Here is a 14,679-nt window from a genome sequence, read left to right as displayed (position 1 = left end):
GTTGCCATTCCTCGCATTGAAAGGGCACGGCTCATGCGACGCCGACGCCCAGGTAGCGGTCCTTCACGTCGTGATCGGCCGCGAACGCCGCGTTGCTGCCTTCGTAGACGATCACGCCCTGCTCGATCACGAAGTGGCGATCGGCGAGCTGCGTGCACACTTCGAGGTTCTGTTCGACGAGCAGGATCGCGACGCCGGCCGCCTTGATCCGCTTCAGTTGCTCGACGATTTCCTCGACGATCACCGGCGCAAGCCCCTCGACCGGCTCGTCGAGCATCAGCAGCCGCGGATGATTCATCAGCGCGCGACCGATCGCGAGCATCTGCTGCTCGCCGCCCGACAACTGCGCGCCGCCGTTGCGACGGCGCTCCTTCAGGCGCGGAAAGATCCGGTAGATATCGTCGAGCTGCCACGGCGAATCGCGACGCGCGCCGAGCCGCAGGTTTTCCTCGACCGACAGCAGCCGGAAGATCCCGCGATGCTCGGGCACGAAGCACAGGCCGCGCGCGGCGATCCGGTGCGCGGGCTGCCCGGACACCGGTCGGCCCGCGAACGTCACCGTGCCGCCGGTCGGCGCGACGACGCCCGCGATCGTCTTGAGCGTCGTCGACTTGCCCGCGCCGTTGCGGCCGAGCAGCGTCACTGTCTCGCCTTCGTTCACGTTCAGCGAAATGCCCTGCAGCACGTGGCTCTTGCCGTAGCAGGCATGAACCTCTTTCACGTCGAGCATCATGCGCGGCCTCCGGTGATCATGTTGCCGAGATACGCGCTGCGCACGCGCTCGTCGCCGCGGATCGCTTCGGGTTTGCCTTCGACCAGCACGCGCCCCTGCTGCATCACCGTGATCGTGTCCGAGATGTCCATCACGATGCCCATGTTGTGTTCGATCAGCACGACCGTGTAGTCGTCGCGCAGGCCGCGGATCAGCGTCTTCATGTCGTCGAGATCGTCGATGCCCATGCCCGACGTCGGCTCGTCGAGAAAGATCGCGCGCGGCCGCGCCGCCAGCGCCATGCCGACCTCGAGCCGGCGCTGCTGGCCGTGCGACAGCACGCCGGCCGCGGTATCGGCGAAGCGCTGCAGGCCGAGCCGCTCGAGGACGTCGTCGACGATGCCGTCATGCGCGAGCGCACCGCGCGGCGGCGTCCACGGATTCAACGCCCGCCGCGATTCGACGCCCTGCGCGGCGACGCGCAGATTCTCGCGCACGCTCAGGTTCGGAAACAGGCTCGTGACCTGGAACGAGCGTGCGATGCCGCGCCGCACGCGCTTGTGATCGGGTTCGTGCGACACGTCGTGACCGTCGAACAGGATCGAGCCCGACGTGATCGGCAGCGTGCCGGTCAGCGTATGGAACAGCGTCGTCTTGCCCGCGCCGTTCGGGCCGATCACCGAATGCACGGTGCGCGGCATGATGCGCAGATCGACGCCGCCCAGCGCGGTGAACTTGCCGTAGCGCTTGACGATGCCGCGCGCTTCGAGAATCGCTTCGCTCATTGCCGCTCCTTGACCGTGGCCGCCGCGCGATCGCTACGCCGCAGCGACGCCACGATGCGTTCGCCCAGCCCCCACAACCCACGCTGCATGAACAGGCTGACCGCGATCAAGACGAGGCCGAGCAGCAGCAACCAGCGCGGCCACAGCGTCGACAGCCAGTCCGCGAACAGCACGTAGAACGCCGCGCCGAGCACCGACGCGAACAGGTTGCCCGTGCCGCCGATCACCGTCATCACGAGGATCATCTCGCTCGTGTGGTAGTCGATGTTCGACAGCGGCGCGATGCCCGTCATCAGCGCGTGCAGCGCCCCGGCCAGGCCCGTGACCGCGCCCGAGATCACGAACGCCGCGAGCTTGAAGCGCTTCACGTCGTAGCCGGCCGCCGCCGCGCGCGCTTCGTTGTCGCGAATCGCGAGCAGCGTGCGGCCGAACACCGAGCGCGATACGCGCAGCAGCAGCCAGAACACCGCGACGAACAGCACCGCGACGAAGCCGTAGTAGCGCCACGGCGAAGCGAGCGACACGAGCGGTTGCCCGAATGCGGCGAGCGCCGGGCGCGGGATGTCGAGCAGCCCGTTGTCGCCGCCCGTCACGTTCGGCGTCGTATACGCGAGGAAATAGAACAGCTGCCCGAACGCAAGCGTCAGCATCACGAAATACGTGCCGCGCTGCCGGATCGAGAACCAGCCGACGAGTGCGGCCGCGACGGCACCGAGCACCGCGGCCGCGACCAGCGCGGCCGTCACGGACGCGACGCCGCGCGTCAGCACGAGCCCCGCCGCGTAGCTGCCGAGCCCGAAGAAGATGCCCTGCCCGAACGACAACAGCCCCGTGTAGCCGAGCAGCAGGTTGCAGCCGAGCGCGGCGAGCGCGAACACCAGCACTTCGGTCGCGAGCGAGCCCGAGCTCAGCACAAGCGGCAACACGCACGCGGCCACCACCGCGAGCCAGCCTTCCGGCCGCTGCAACACGCCGCGCCACGGCTGCGGGCGTTGCGACGCCGCCGCGCCCGGCGGCAGCGGTTTCGACGAATCGATCATGCAGCCCTCCCCAGCAAACCGTTCGGACGCAGCAGCAGCACGGCCGCCATCGCGACGTAGATCATCAGCCGCGCGCCTTCCGGCCACAGCGTGCTCATCAGGCTCTGCACGATGCCGACCAGCAGCCCGCCGACGAGCGCGCCGAGAAAATTCCCCATCCCGCCGACGACGACCACGACGAACGCGACGCCGAGCGCCTCGATGCCCATGAACGGATCGACGCCGCGGATCGGGGCGGCGAGTACGCCGGCCAGCGCGGCCGTCGCCGCGCCGAGCGCGAACACGAGGCTGAACACGCGGGTCACGTTGATGCCGAGCAGCGACACCATCTCCGTCGACTCGCTGCCCGCACGCACCGTACTGCCGAGCCGCGTGCCTTCGAGCACCCACCACAGCAACGCGGCGAGGACGGCCGTGAACGCGATCACGAACAGCCGGTACTTCGGGTAGACGAAGCCGCCCCAGATCACGACGCCGTTCAGCGCGTCGGGCGGCGGCACGTTGTCGCCGAGCGGCCCCCACGCGAGGATCGCGCACTCCTGCAGCACGAGCGCGAGCCCGACCGTCGCGAGGATGTGGAATTCATGCTGCTGCGCGTACACGTGGCGCAGCACCAGCTTCTCGACGATCCACGCGAACGCGCCGACGACGAGCGGCACGAGCGCGAGCGCGACCCAGAAATTCGCCGACCATTGCAGCGCCTGGTAGCAGAGGTACGCCCCGAGCAGGTAGAACGCGCCGTGAGCGAAATTCACGAAGCGCAGCAGGCCGAACACGATCGACAGGCCGACCGCGAGCAGGAAATACAGCATGCCCACGCCGATGCCGTTGACGATCTGCAGCAGATAGACGTTCATGGCTTCCGTGTCGGAAAGAAAGGTAACGGACGCCCGCGGCGCGCGATGCGCCGCGAACGCATGCACGGCGTCACGCGAGCTTGCAGCCCGTCTTGTCGAGCGGCAGGAACGACTGGCCGGCGCTGACGATGTCGGCATAGTCGTCCGCATTCTTCATCCGGCCCTTCGGCTTGCCCTTCAGCAGGTAGTAGTTCTTCAGCACCTGGTGGTCGCCCTTGCGGATTTCCTCCGGGCCCGTGAGGCCGTCGTACTTCATCCCTTCCATCGCCGCGACGACCTTCTTCGGATCGGCGCTGCCGGCCTTTACCATCGCGTCGATCAGGATCTTCGAGCAGATGTACGAACCCGCGAGGCTGTAGTTCGGGTTCGCCTTGAACGCGGCGTTCGCGCGCTTCACGAGATCGCGGTTCAGCGGCGAATCGATGCCGTGCCAGTACTGCGCGCCGAAATACACGCCGTCGCAGATGTCCGGCCCGAGCGCCTCGAACTGCTCGAGGCCCGATGCCCATGCGAGCAGGATCGTGCAGTTGCGCTTCATCCCGAAGCTGACGGCCTGGCGCAGCGTGTCCGACGATTGCGAGCCGAAGTTCAGGATCAGCAGCACGTCCGGCTGCGCGGCCGCCGCGTTCGTCAGGTAGCCGCTGAACTCCTTCTCGGCGAGCGAGTGGTAGCTGTTGCCGACGTGCTCGATGCCCTTCTCCTTGAAGACCGCCTTCGCGGCCGACAGCAGGCCGTCGCCGAACACGTATTGCGGCGTGATCGTGTACCAGCGCTTCGCCTTCGGCAGCATCTGGATCAACGGGCGCACCGTCTGCTCGATCGCGCCGAACGTCGGCACCGACCAGCGGAACGTCGCCGCGTTGCAATCCTTGCCGGTGATCTCGTCCGCACCGGCCGTCGTGATGAACACGCCGTCCGCCTTCTGGACTTCCTTGCCCATCGCCAGCGATTCGGACGACAGGATGCCGCCCGCGAAGAAGCGCACGCCCTTCTGCTGCGCGATTTCCTGCACGCGCCGCACGGCGGTCGCCGGCTTGCCCTCGGTGTCGAGCGCCGTATAGGCGAGCGGCGCGCCGAGCACCTTGCCGTATTGCTTGACGACGAGCTGCATGCCGAGATCGGCGTACTTGCCGTTGGCGGCGAACGGGCCGGACATCGGCACCGGGCAGGCAAGCTGGATGGGCGAGCCCTGCGCGAACGCGACCCGGGACGACATGCTGCCGAGCGCGCCCGGCACGGCCGACAGCGCGGCCAGTTTCAACAGTTCTCGGCGATTCAAGTTGAGCTCCTCATGAACGGGGACACACGCGATACGACCGACTGCCAAACCGTGCCCACGCCACTCCTGGATGCGCGCCGCCGGTTGATCCTATTTATCATGATAAATAGAATGAACCTGATGCTAGAGTTGATCAAAATTGGTGTCAATCAGGCAAAATTCCGTACCCGCGCCGGCACCGGTCGTCGACGATGACGCGGCGCGCAGTCACACAAAGGAGTCGTGAAGATGGTCATGGACCGAGCCAGGGCGGGCCTCGCGGTCGAAATCAAGCAGCCGAAGCGGGCCGATCTGGTCGCCGAGGAGATCAAGCGGCTGATCACCGAGAAGGACCTGAAGCCGGGTGACCGCCTGCCGCGCGAGGCCGAGCTGCAGCAGCTCTACGCGGTGAGCAAGAGCACGATCCGCGAGGCGCTGAAGTCGCTCGAGGTGCAGGGGCTCATCAAGGTCACGACGGGGCCGTCGGGCGGCGGGATGGTCGTCGAGGTGCCGCTCGACCGCACGCTTCAGCTGCTGCAGAACTATCTGTTCTTCAAGGACGTGACGATCGACGACATCTATACGGTGCGCAAGCTGCTCGAACCCGAGCTGGCCGCCGGCGCCGTGCCGCATCTAAGCGAGCGCGACTTCGCGGCGCTGGAGGCGAACATCGCGTGCTGCGACGGCGCGTCGAGCGTGCACGATCGCGGCCACATGCTGCGTCAGCGGCAGGAAGACACGACGTTCCACGACATCCTCGCGGCCGCGAATCCGAATCCGTTCCTGCGCTTCAGCTGCGAACTGATCAACGAGATGATCCGGCAGTTGATCGAGTTCCGGAACGACACGCCGCTCGTCGAGCACAAGCGCTTCGGCGAAGCGAACGTGTCGATCCACAAGGCGATCCTGCAGGCCGCGCGCGAGCGCGATGCCGAGCGCGTCCGGGCGCTGATGGTCGAGCACATGACCGAGGCGCCCAAGCACGTGAAGCGGATGAAAGGCAAGCTGCGCGGACGGTTGATCCTCGATTCCGAGATCCGCAGGCGCGCGGCCGCCGGTTCCGTTGCGGCACTCGATGCGGCCGCAACGGATCCGGAAGAACGCTGATCCGCGGCACACTCGCCGATGCGCTGCACCCGACCGAACGCACGCTGCGCCGTCGGCTCGACAAGGACGGCATCACGTTCCAGTCGCTGCTCGACGACATGCGTCGCGACGACGCCGTGCGGTTGCTCGACGATCACGCGCTGACGGTCGCCGAGATCGCGGAGCGGCTCGGCGACAGCGAGCCGCGCAGCTTCCGTCATGCGTACCGGCGCTGGACCGGCAAGACGCCGCGCGAGACCCAAACAAACGGCAAATTGACGTAAATCGACTCGCGTAGAATGCCCCACCATCCATCCGAGCGGGGCCACGCTTCCATTCCACTCGCACCGGGCAATACCAACGACAACCGCGGCAATCGCGACGATCGTCGACCGACGAAGCCTTCATGAGCCAACCGATCCTGTACCTCCTCGCCGGCAACGGCAGCGCAGCCGACTGGTGGGACGACGCGCTGCCCCACTTCCGGCGCTATCGCCCCGTGCCGCTCGAACTGCCGGGCTTCGGCGATCATCCCGCGCCGCCGTGCGAGGATCTCGCCGCCTATGCGCAGGCGCTGCTGGACGCGACCGAACCCGGGCACGCGATCATGGCGGTCGGCGTGAATGCGCTGGTGGTCCTGCACGCGTTGCAGCGGCGCCCCGGCCACTTCGGCCGCAGCGTGCTGCTCGCCCCGGTCGGCGCGTTCCTGTGGGAGCGGCGCCTGCCGAAACTGATGGCGCCGAAGCCGCTGCGCAAGACCATCCACTGGCTGCTCGCGCACTACCCGGCGCTGTTCGCCCGCAAGTTCTCGAACCGGACCTGGACGTCCGCGCAGTATCGCCGCATGGGCGCCGGCTATGCCCGTTGCCGCGCGTTCGTGCCGCACTGGGATCTCGTGCGCGCCGATACCGCGCTGCCGCTGCTCGAGTGGGTCACCGATCGCATCGAACTCGTGTGGGGCGGCCAGGATGCGGTGCTCGGCGTCGGGCAGGCCGCCGCGTGGTCGGCGGTCCTCGCGCGCGCCGACCTGACCGTCACGCTGCAGCCCGGCTGGGGACACTATCCGTGGATCGATGCGCCGGCGGCGTTCGCGCAGTGGCTCGAAGGAGACGACACGGGCTTCGTCGCGCATACCAAAGGCGGGCGCCTCGCGCTGGCCGCGATGGCCGGGCTGCCGGTGCCGCCCGCGCTGTCGCTGACCGCTGCCGACGATCCGCGCCTGCCCGGCTTTCTCGCGAGCCAGCCGGACGCCGAGTGGGCGATCCGGTCGTCGAGCCATGGCGAAGACCAGGCCGATGCGGCGAACGCCGGCCTGCACACGACGTTCCTGCGCGTACCGGCATCGCAAGCGGCCGCGCGCGTGGCCGAACTGCTCGACGGCGGCCTCGAGGAAGCCGTCGTGCAGCGCTTCATCACGCCCGTGCTGTCGGGCATCGCGTTCGTGCGCCATCTCGCGATCGAAGTCGAATGGGTCGAAGGTCACCTCGAAACGCTCGCCGACGGGCAGGCCAGCCCGCAGCGCGCGATTCTGTCGCGGCTCGGCGAGCCGTGGCAGCGCGGCACGTTCGCGACCGCGCACGGCCTGACCGCGCAGCAGCTGTGGGCGTTCCTGCAACGGGTGCTGCGCGCGTTCCACTACGTGCCGGGCGACGTCGAATGGGCGTGGGACGGTGCGCAGCTGTGGCTGCTGCAGTACCGTCCGATCAGCACCTACGGCTGGCATCGTCACCTGACCGCCGCGAACATCGCGGAGATCCTGCCGCCGCAGCCGAGCCGGCTCGTCGAATATGCGCAACGGCGGGCGGCCGGCAGCATCCCGGCGATCATGGCGCGCTGGGACGCACGCGTGCTGCGCGACAACGAACCGTTCACCGCGCTCTACGGCGGCGCGTCGTACATCAACAACGACCTGTTCCTCGCGCGTCTCTCGGACTGGGGCGTGTCGGCCGCCCACTACAGCGGCGAGATCGGCGGTGCGACGCCGCCGCTGCGCTGGCGAGCGCTGCGCCTGCTGCGTGCGCTGCCGGTGTTCTGGCGGATGCTGCGCGTCGCGCGCGGGCACCTGCCGACGCTCGCGCGCGGCCTGGAACGCTTCGACCGGGAACTGGCGACGCTCGTCGAACGGCGCGCCGACGGCCAGCAACTGGCCGACTGGTTCACGCGCTTCTACGTGTTCGTCGTGCAGGGCAACCTGTGCATCGCGTCATCGCTGGCGAGCAGCGGCGGCGCCCTGTGGGGGCGTCCGCCGACCGCGTATGGCCAGCTCGACGACAGCCCGCACCGCCTGCCATGGGAAACCGATCCCGGCACCGCGCGGCCACCGGCCGCCGACCTGCCGCTGCAGCCGTTTCCCGACTGGCCGCTGCCGGTCCGCGTACTGCACGCGCTCGGCGCGCCCGGCATGCGCGGCTGGTATCTGCAGGTGCGCGAGTGGTATCGCGACAATCTGATGCGCGTGTTCTTCCGCCTGCATCACGCGATGCCGGCCGCCGACCGCGACACGTGGTTCGCACCGCACCCCGAGCGCCGCGATCGCAACGGCAGCTTCTGGCAGGACGGCAGCGAAGGCACCGACGAGGCAGCCGGCTTCATGATCTATCCGGGTGACACGCAGGGCGTGCTCGGCCGCGACATCCTGCTCGAAGACACGCTCGACCCGGGCCGGCACGCGCGGTACCAGGCCGCCCGGGCGGTGATCGCGCGCATGGGCGGCCGGCTGTCGCACGGCGCGACGCTGCTGCGCGAACTGCGCAAGCCGTCGGCCGTGCTGCCGCGCGTCGACGCGGCGTGGGTGGGGCGCGAAGTGCGGCTCAGCGACGGCCGGCTGACGCTCGTCGAATAGGACGCGCGCCGGCGTGGCGATCCGGCAACCGCATCGCACGTCGCGGTTGCCGCCTACCGAATCGGTACGCATCAGCGCAGCGGCGTGCGGATTTTCCCGTCGACCTTCAACGTGCGCCGGTCGCGCGCGACCTCGTATTCGACCGTCTGCGCGGGCGTGACCGCGCCATAGGACCGGCCGTTCACATAGACGACGCCGTCGCGCAACTCGACCCTGTCGCCGTTGACCGTCGCGGTGGCGCGGTCTCCCTGCAACACCGCGCCCGAACAGCCGGCGGTCGAGAAGCTGCGGACCGACGTGTCCGGCATCGCGGCGTTCCCGCCGCCCGGGTCCGCCGCATGCGCGGCGCTGCATGGCAGCGCGTCCATGGTGCCGGCCGCGTGGAGCGGCACCGCCCCGATGCCGCTCCCGGCAAGCAACGCGATCGTCATCGGCAGCAGCTTGTTCATCAGTTGCTCCGAGAAACCCCGTCCTTCAGGACGGGGAGGAAAGGAGTGCAGTTGACAGGCAGCTTCTTCCACGGGTTAGGATCACTTGCATGATCCTTGTCTACCGCTACCGCGTGAAGTCGCTCAACGGACTGCTCAACAAGCAGAGCCGTGCGGTGAACTACGTCTGGAACTTCTGCAATGACACGCAGAAGCACGCGCTCAAGTGGGGCAAGAAGTGGCCGACAGGATTCGATCTGAACGTGCTGACGACTGGCAGCAGCAAGGAACTCGGCATCCACTCCGGCACGGTCAACGCGACGTGCGAGCAATATGCGAAGTCGCGCAGTCAGTACCGTCGGCCCTACCTGCGCTATCGCGGCAGGAAATCGCTGGGCTGGGTGCCGCTGAAGGGCCGCGACCTGAAGCGCGAAGGCGACGCGTTTCGCTTTGCCGGCAACACCTTCCGCGTGTTCAACAGCCGACCGCTTCCCGAAGGCAAGATCAAGGATGGAACCAACTTTGCGCAGGATGCGCGCGGCAATTGGTTCTTGAACATCGTGATCGAGATGCCGGATGTTCAGGCTCGTCCGATCCGTTCCGGCGTCGGCATCGATCTCGGCCTGAAAGACTTCGCCACACTTTCGACCGGCGAGAAACTGCCCAATGACCAGTTCGGTCGACGAGCGGCGGAAAAGCTGGCGAAAGCGCAACGGGCGCGAAAGCACAAGCGGCATATCGCGAAGCTGCACGCCAAGGTCGCGAATGCCCGTGCCGATTTTCAACACAAGCTCGCGCTCGATCTGGTGCGGCGGTTCGATTACATCGCGGTCGGCAACGTGTCGGCCGTCAAACTTGCCAGAACCAGGATGGCAAAAAGCGTCTACGACGCGTCCTGGTCGTCCTTCCGGAACAAGCTCCGCTACAAAGCGATCGCGCACGGAGCCACGTTCGAGGAAGTGGACGAAAGCGGTTCGACCCAGTCCTGTTCGGCGTGCGGGTCGAAAGACAGCACGACGCGGCCGAAAGGTATCGCGGGACTGAGAATAAGAGAATGGACCTGCAGTGACTGTGGTGTCGAACATGATCGTGATATCAACGCTGCGCTGAACATTCTCCGATGCGGACGTGCATCGCCAGGTGTGGGAATCCTCTCCCTTTAGGGAGAGGAAAACGTCAACGTGATCTCCGTGGTCCGCGGTCGTCGATCGTGGGTCGATCGACACCCCTGTTCGCAGGTCGGCCCGCGCCGCCCAGTATGCGGCCACTTCGCCGCGTCGAAACAACCGATCCACGTGAAAATCGCCTTGCTCAAGTTGCGATCCGCAACTATTATTGATTGCGATACGCAACCGTTCGGGAGCAAACCATGGACCTCATCGACGCACCGGCCAAGCCGCGCGACGCAACCATCCTGGAGCTGCGCGACTTTTCGCGCAAACTGGTGCGCGAGCTCGGCTTCATGCGCGCGACGCTGGCCGACAGCGACTGGGCGCCGTCGGCCGTGCATGCGATCATCGAGATCGGGATGGCGCCCGGCATCAACGCGAAGGATCTCGGCGCCATCCTGCGGCTCGACAAATCGAACACGAGCCGGCAACTCGCGCGGCTCGAAGCGGCCGGTATCGTGGAGCGGCGCGTGTCGACCGAGGATGCGCGTGCGATCGAGCTGTACCTGACCGCCGAAGGCAAAAAGCTCCAAAAAAGAATCGACACGTTCGCGACCGATCAGGTGTCGAATGCGCTGCGCCGCATGATTCCGGCCGACCAGCAGGCGCTGCTGCGTTCGCTCGCGCTGTATGCCGATGCGCTCGCGCAGGACAACGCGGCCAGGGCGAGCGTCGCGCCCGCCGATGCGCCGTCGATTCGCGAAGGCTATCGGCCGGGCTGCATCGGCGATATCGCGAGCCTGCATGCACGCTTCTATGCGGAGCACTGGGGTTTCGGCGCGTTCTTCGAACAGCGGGTGGCGACCGAGTTGGCCGCCTTCGCGGGCGCGCTGCCGGCCGACGGCAAGGCGCTCTGGCTGTGCGAGGAAGACGGCCGGACGCTCGCGTCGCTCGCGATCGACGGCGACCCGGCGACGGGCGTCGCGCACCTGCGCTGGTTCATCGTCAACGACGCGTTGCGCGGCTCGGGCGTCGGGCGTCGGCTGATGACGCTGGCGATGCGTTTCGTCGACGAGCACCGGTTTCGCGAGACCTACCTGTGGACCTTCAAGGGGCTCGATGCCGCACGTCATCTATACGAGTCGTTCGGCTTTGCGCTGACGAGCGAATCCGCGGGCACGCAGTGGGGAACCGAAGTGGTCGAGCAGCGCTTCAGCCGGCCGGGGCCGGCTGGCGGTTGAGATCGGCGGACGTGATCGCAGCTGGCCGGACGGCGGACGCGAAACGGCGGGCAATGCGCGGAAACGGAAAAGGAAAGGAGAAAACGTCGATCCGGTACGGCGGCGAGGCCGGCGATGTCGCGATCAGGCCGGACACCGAATGAAAGACAGCCGGCCGGCCCGCCTGCGCGAACCGGCCGGCGCCGGATGGCCTTGCGGCGCGGCGGGCTTCAGCCCTGATCGTCGCCCGGCCACCAGGTCCTCGCCTCGCGGTCGACGGCGAGCGTGTCGAGATCCTTGCCTTCGAGCCATTTCGGCCGCGGGCCGCGCCCGGACCATGAGCGGCCGGTCGACGGATCGTAGTACTTGGCAGGCGCCTTGCGCTTGCGCTGGACGATGTAGCCGAGCGCGCTCAGCACTTCCTGCTGCGAAATTCCCAACAGTTCGACCTGTTCCTTGAAGGCCGCGAGCGCGGCTTGCTTCTCCTTCTGCTTCGCCTCTGACAGCTTGATGTTCAGGTCCCGAAGTTGTGCTTCGAGTTCCTGCAGGGCCTGGGTCATGTATTCATCCTCTTTGGGCATGTTTTTGCAAAAAGCTCCGATGGCCGAACCTACCACGAAGTTCCGCCTATAGGGGCTGTCAAATCGGTGAATCGTCCACCTGAGCCGGCATGATTTGCGCGACGCGCACCAAACGACGTCGTGCGTCACTGACAGGCAGGACCAGGCCGGCAACGGGCGGCACGCCGCGTACGCATGCACGGGACGAACGGCGGCGGCAAGTGATTCGCCGCCCCTGACACGGGCGCGGCATGGCGCGAATGATAGCAGTGCGCGGCGTCGTGTTGCAGAAGTCGCTGACCGGAGTCGATTCGGGCCCGACGGTTCAGCGGTTTTCGCTGCCGGCGTCCCATGCGATCCGGTCGAACAGCGTGCGCAGCTTCGCGCCGCGCGCCGCATTCAGCGCGGTCGCATGCGCGACGCGTCCGGCCAGATGCGCGCGAAAATCCGGATGCGCGTCGCGATTCTGCGACGCCGGGCCATGCCGGATGCAGTTGGTCAGGATGGCCTTCAGGCGATCGAACGCGTCGCGCGCCAGGTTCGGATGGCGGTTGACGACCACGCCGGCCAGTTGCTGCCGCGTGCCGCGCGGCATCACGCGCGTCTTGCGCAATTGCAGCGCGAAGCCTTCCTCGAATGCGATCGCGGCGACCCGGATTTGCAGCCGCTCGACGTCGCGCGCCAGCACATCGCCGCCGGAAAACGCAAGATCGTCCGCATAGCGCGTGTAGGTCGCATCGAGCGAACGCGCGAGCGCGGCGAGCCGCATGTCGAACCGGAACGCGCACAGGTTCGCGAGCGCCGGCGACGTCGGCGCACCCTGCGGCAGATGCCGTTCGCGATAGCGCTGGCGGCCGATCCAGTCGAACCGGTCGCGCAGGTCCGGCGCGAGCAGCCGTGCCGACGGCACGCGATTGGTGCACAGCCCGGTGAGCGTGCGCGCGACTTCGGCCGGATACCCGAGCGTCGCGAACAGCGCATGGACGCGCGCGGCGCGCACCGACACGAAGAAATCCGCGAGGTCGAAGCGCACGACGACGTCGCGATCCGCATGCGGCGCCGCGAACGACACGATCCCGTGCCCCTTGCGAAAACCGTGTACCGCGCCATGCGGCGCGATGCGATCGAGCAGCTCGTGCAGGATGCGGCGCTGCGCTTCGCGCAGCCGCCCTTTCGGGATTTCGACGAGGCGGCACCCGCCGCTGCGCTTGTCGACCGGGACGTACGTGTAGTGATGCAGCGGCGTGGCGCTGCCGCGCGCGTCGACGCGCCAATGATCGGACAGCCAGTCGAGTGCCGGCGTGCTGATGCCGAGCCAGCCGGCGAGATCGCCGGGCGTCGGCCATTGCGGCACGTCGCAGCCGGCGAGCGGCGCCGGCGGCGGTCGCTGGACCAGCGGGCGCCGCACGATGCGAATCACCGCCGGCCGACGGTCGCCATACCATGCACGCACGAACGCGGGCGCGTCGGCAAGGACCGCCGCGAGCACGTCGGTGTCGGTATCGGCCCAGTTCGCGGCGAAGCGGACGAGCGCGACGTCCGCGCATTCGTACGTCCACGGCGGCGCGTCGCCGAGCACGGCCGCCATCCGCGCGACGACGCCGTCGCGCTCAGGCGAACCGGCGAGCATCGCGTCGGCAATCGTACGGGTGGTGTCGCGCAGGGATGAGTGCATGGACGAAGAGGGGCGGGACGATGAGCCAACGTGGCTGGTACTGCGAGTGCAGTCGTTGCGCAACGCGCAACATGCGCACTTGCGACGCATCGGCGTATCGATCTGATCCACGGGGTAGCCCCGTAGTCCTGGAACATCGGCTGCCTGTTCCGGGCGTGTGCTTGACCCGCCGCCCCGCGTCGCGACTTTAATCGGCGACGACGCCAGGTGTCAAATCGAGCCGGACGACGCGCGATGCGCGGCGGCATCGCGATGCGGTCGCCCGATTTCCCGACGCGCTGGCCGAAGCGGCAAACGGCCCGCTCCGCCCAGCGCCACCCTGCTTCCCTACATGTTGCCCGCCAGATGAAACCGCGACGCCGGATGCCACAGCCTGACCGACGTGGCGACCTGCTCGCCGACCCACGTCCGGCGTCGCAACAGCAGACACGGTTCACCGATTTCCATCACGAGATGCCGGCGCACCTGCGCATTGGGCTTCTCCGCGTAGATCTGGAACTCCGCACGCTGGATCGGCGCCAGTCGCACCATGTAATGGTTCGGCGTCTCGATCGTGAAGTCCTGCTCCAGATACGCGGGAAACAAGGCCGGATTGACGTAGCGATCCTCGAACTGGATCGGTTCGTCCTCCTCGTAATGCACGATCCGCGAATGAAACACGGGCCCGGCGCGCAGTCCGAGCGCGTCGATCGCATCCGGGTCGACGCTGCGCTCGATCATCAGCACGCGCGCACTGTGCCGATGGCCGCGCTCGGCGATCTCGTCCGCGATGTTGCGGATCTCCAGCACCGTCGATTCGTAATGCCGGCGCTCGACGAACGTGCCGGCGCCCTGGATGCGCGTCAGCACGCGCTCGGCCGTCAGTTCGCGCAGCGCGCGCGACACCGTCATCCGGGCCACGCCGAATTCCTTGACCAGTTCCGCCTCGGTCGGGATCGCGGCGCCGGGCTTCCAGTCGCCCTTCGCGATCCGCTCGACGACGTAGCGCTTGATCTGCTGATAGGCCGGCAGCGCCCGCGCCGGTACGGTGTCGACCGACGCCTTCGCAGGCCGTGCGGAAAGTCTGCGTTCCGTTTCGCTCATGCGCCCTCGACCGGATGAATGTGG

The 14,679-nt window shown here is 67.6% G+C and carries 13 protein-coding genes and 1 pseudogene; 5 read left to right on the top strand and 9 right to left on the bottom strand.

The genetic code is table 11. The features are described 5' to 3' along the window. Positions 1 to 31: 31 nt before the first annotated feature. The 5 genes from HWX76_RS12420 to HWX76_RS12400 form a co-directional block, all read right to left on the bottom strand. Complete coding sequence (locus HWX76_RS12420; RefSeq protein WP_050013633.1) at positions 32 to 733, bottom strand: ABC transporter ATP-binding protein; 702 nt, start codon at positions 731 to 733, stop codon at positions 32 to 34. After that, positions 730 to 1,497 (bottom strand): ABC transporter ATP-binding protein, encoded by a 768-nt coding sequence (locus tag HWX76_RS12415; protein WP_050013634.1) that lies wholly within the window; start codon positions 1,495 to 1,497, stop codon positions 730 to 732. Before HWX76_RS12415 ends, HWX76_RS12420 begins: the two co-directional genes overlap by 4 nt. After that, positions 1,494 to 2,537: a branched-chain amino acid ABC transporter permease gene (locus HWX76_RS12410; protein ID WP_050013635.1), complete on the bottom strand. Its 1,044-nt coding sequence runs from the start codon at positions 2,535 to 2,537 to the stop codon at positions 1,494 to 1,496. The genes HWX76_RS12415 and HWX76_RS12410 overlap by 4 nt, the downstream gene beginning before the upstream one ends. Next, positions 2,534 to 3,394 carry a branched-chain amino acid ABC transporter permease gene (locus HWX76_RS12405; protein ID WP_050013636.1) on the bottom strand — a complete coding sequence of 287 codons (861 nt, stop codon included), beginning with the start codon at positions 3,392 to 3,394 and terminating at the stop codon, positions 2,534 to 2,536. The genes HWX76_RS12410 and HWX76_RS12405 overlap by 4 nt, the downstream gene beginning before the upstream one ends. Positions 3,395 to 3,464: 70 nt before the next feature. Further along, a complete protein-coding gene (locus HWX76_RS12400; protein WP_050013637.1) occupies positions 3,465 to 4,673 on the bottom strand; it encodes an ABC transporter substrate-binding protein in 1,209 nt (402 codons plus the stop codon). 228 nt (positions 4,674 to 4,901) lie between these two features. Between HWX76_RS12400 and HWX76_RS12395 the strand changes: the two genes are divergently transcribed. The 3 genes and pseudogenes from HWX76_RS12395 to HWX76_RS12385 all read left to right on the top strand — a co-directional run bounded on the left by HWX76_RS12395 (position 4,902) and on the right by HWX76_RS12385 (position 8,580). Beyond that, a complete protein-coding gene (locus HWX76_RS12395) occupies positions 4,902 to 5,759 on the top strand; it encodes an FCD domain-containing protein (RefSeq protein ID WP_089490193.1) in 858 nt (285 codons plus the stop codon). Between the two features lie 11 nt (positions 5,760 to 5,770). Next, positions 5,771 to 6,022, top strand: a pseudogene (locus HWX76_RS12390) (helix-turn-helix transcriptional regulator); the annotation flags it as partial. A 122-nt stretch (positions 6,023 to 6,144) separates the two neighbouring features. Beyond that, positions 6,145 to 8,580: a PEP-utilizing enzyme gene (locus HWX76_RS12385; RefSeq protein ID WP_176015861.1), complete on the top strand. Its 2,436-nt coding sequence runs from the start codon at positions 6,145 to 6,147 to the stop codon at positions 8,578 to 8,580. A 71-nt stretch (positions 8,581 to 8,651) separates the two neighbouring features. Here HWX76_RS12385 and HWX76_RS12380 read toward each other — a convergent pair whose 3' ends face one another. Beyond that, positions 8,652 to 9,029, bottom strand: a complete 378-nt coding sequence (locus tag HWX76_RS12380) for a sugar ABC transporter ATPase (RefSeq protein ID WP_124630194.1) — start codon at positions 9,027 to 9,029, stop codon at positions 8,652 to 8,654. A gap of 89 nt (positions 9,030 to 9,118) precedes the next feature. Here HWX76_RS12380 and HWX76_RS12375 point away from each other — a divergent pair, with 89 nt between their 5' ends. Both HWX76_RS12375 and HWX76_RS12370 read left to right on the top strand, forming a co-directional pair. Further along, positions 9,119 to 10,171, top strand: coding sequence for an RNA-guided endonuclease TnpB family protein (locus HWX76_RS12375; protein ID WP_060733338.1), 1,053 nt, complete (start codon positions 9,119 to 9,121; stop codon positions 10,169 to 10,171). 206 nt (positions 10,172 to 10,377) lie between these two features. Further along, complete coding sequence (locus tag HWX76_RS12370) at positions 10,378 to 11,358, top strand: helix-turn-helix domain-containing GNAT family N-acetyltransferase (RefSeq protein WP_176015860.1); 981 nt, start codon at positions 10,378 to 10,380, stop codon at positions 11,356 to 11,358. Positions 11,359 to 11,567: 209 nt separating this feature from the next. On the opposite strand, the gene HWX76_RS12365 is transcribed toward HWX76_RS12370, so the two are convergent. From HWX76_RS12365 to hutC, 3 genes are all read right to left on the bottom strand, one after another. Next, positions 11,568 to 11,897 carry an H-NS histone family protein gene (locus HWX76_RS12365; RefSeq protein WP_050016590.1) on the bottom strand — a complete coding sequence of 110 codons (330 nt, stop codon included), beginning with the start codon at positions 11,895 to 11,897 and terminating at the stop codon, positions 11,568 to 11,570. A gap of 325 nt (positions 11,898 to 12,222) precedes the next feature. Next, positions 12,223 to 13,572, bottom strand: a complete 1,350-nt coding sequence (locus HWX76_RS12360) for a reverse transcriptase family protein (RefSeq protein ID WP_176015859.1) — start codon at positions 13,570 to 13,572, stop codon at positions 12,223 to 12,225. A gap of 327 nt (positions 13,573 to 13,899) precedes the next feature. Then, positions 13,900 to 14,655, bottom strand: a complete 756-nt coding sequence (gene hutC / locus HWX76_RS12355) for a histidine utilization repressor (RefSeq protein WP_124555139.1) — start codon at positions 14,653 to 14,655, stop codon at positions 13,900 to 13,902. Positions 14,656 to 14,679 lie beyond the last annotated feature (24 nt).

The organism is Burkholderia sp. BCC0398 (assembly GCF_902833245.1).
Lineage (GTDB): Bacteria > Pseudomonadota > Gammaproteobacteria > Burkholderiales > Burkholderiaceae > Burkholderia > Burkholderia sola.
The sequence above is the reverse complement of the archived record's forward strand: the minus strand, read 5'-3'. Positions and strand labels throughout refer to the sequence as shown.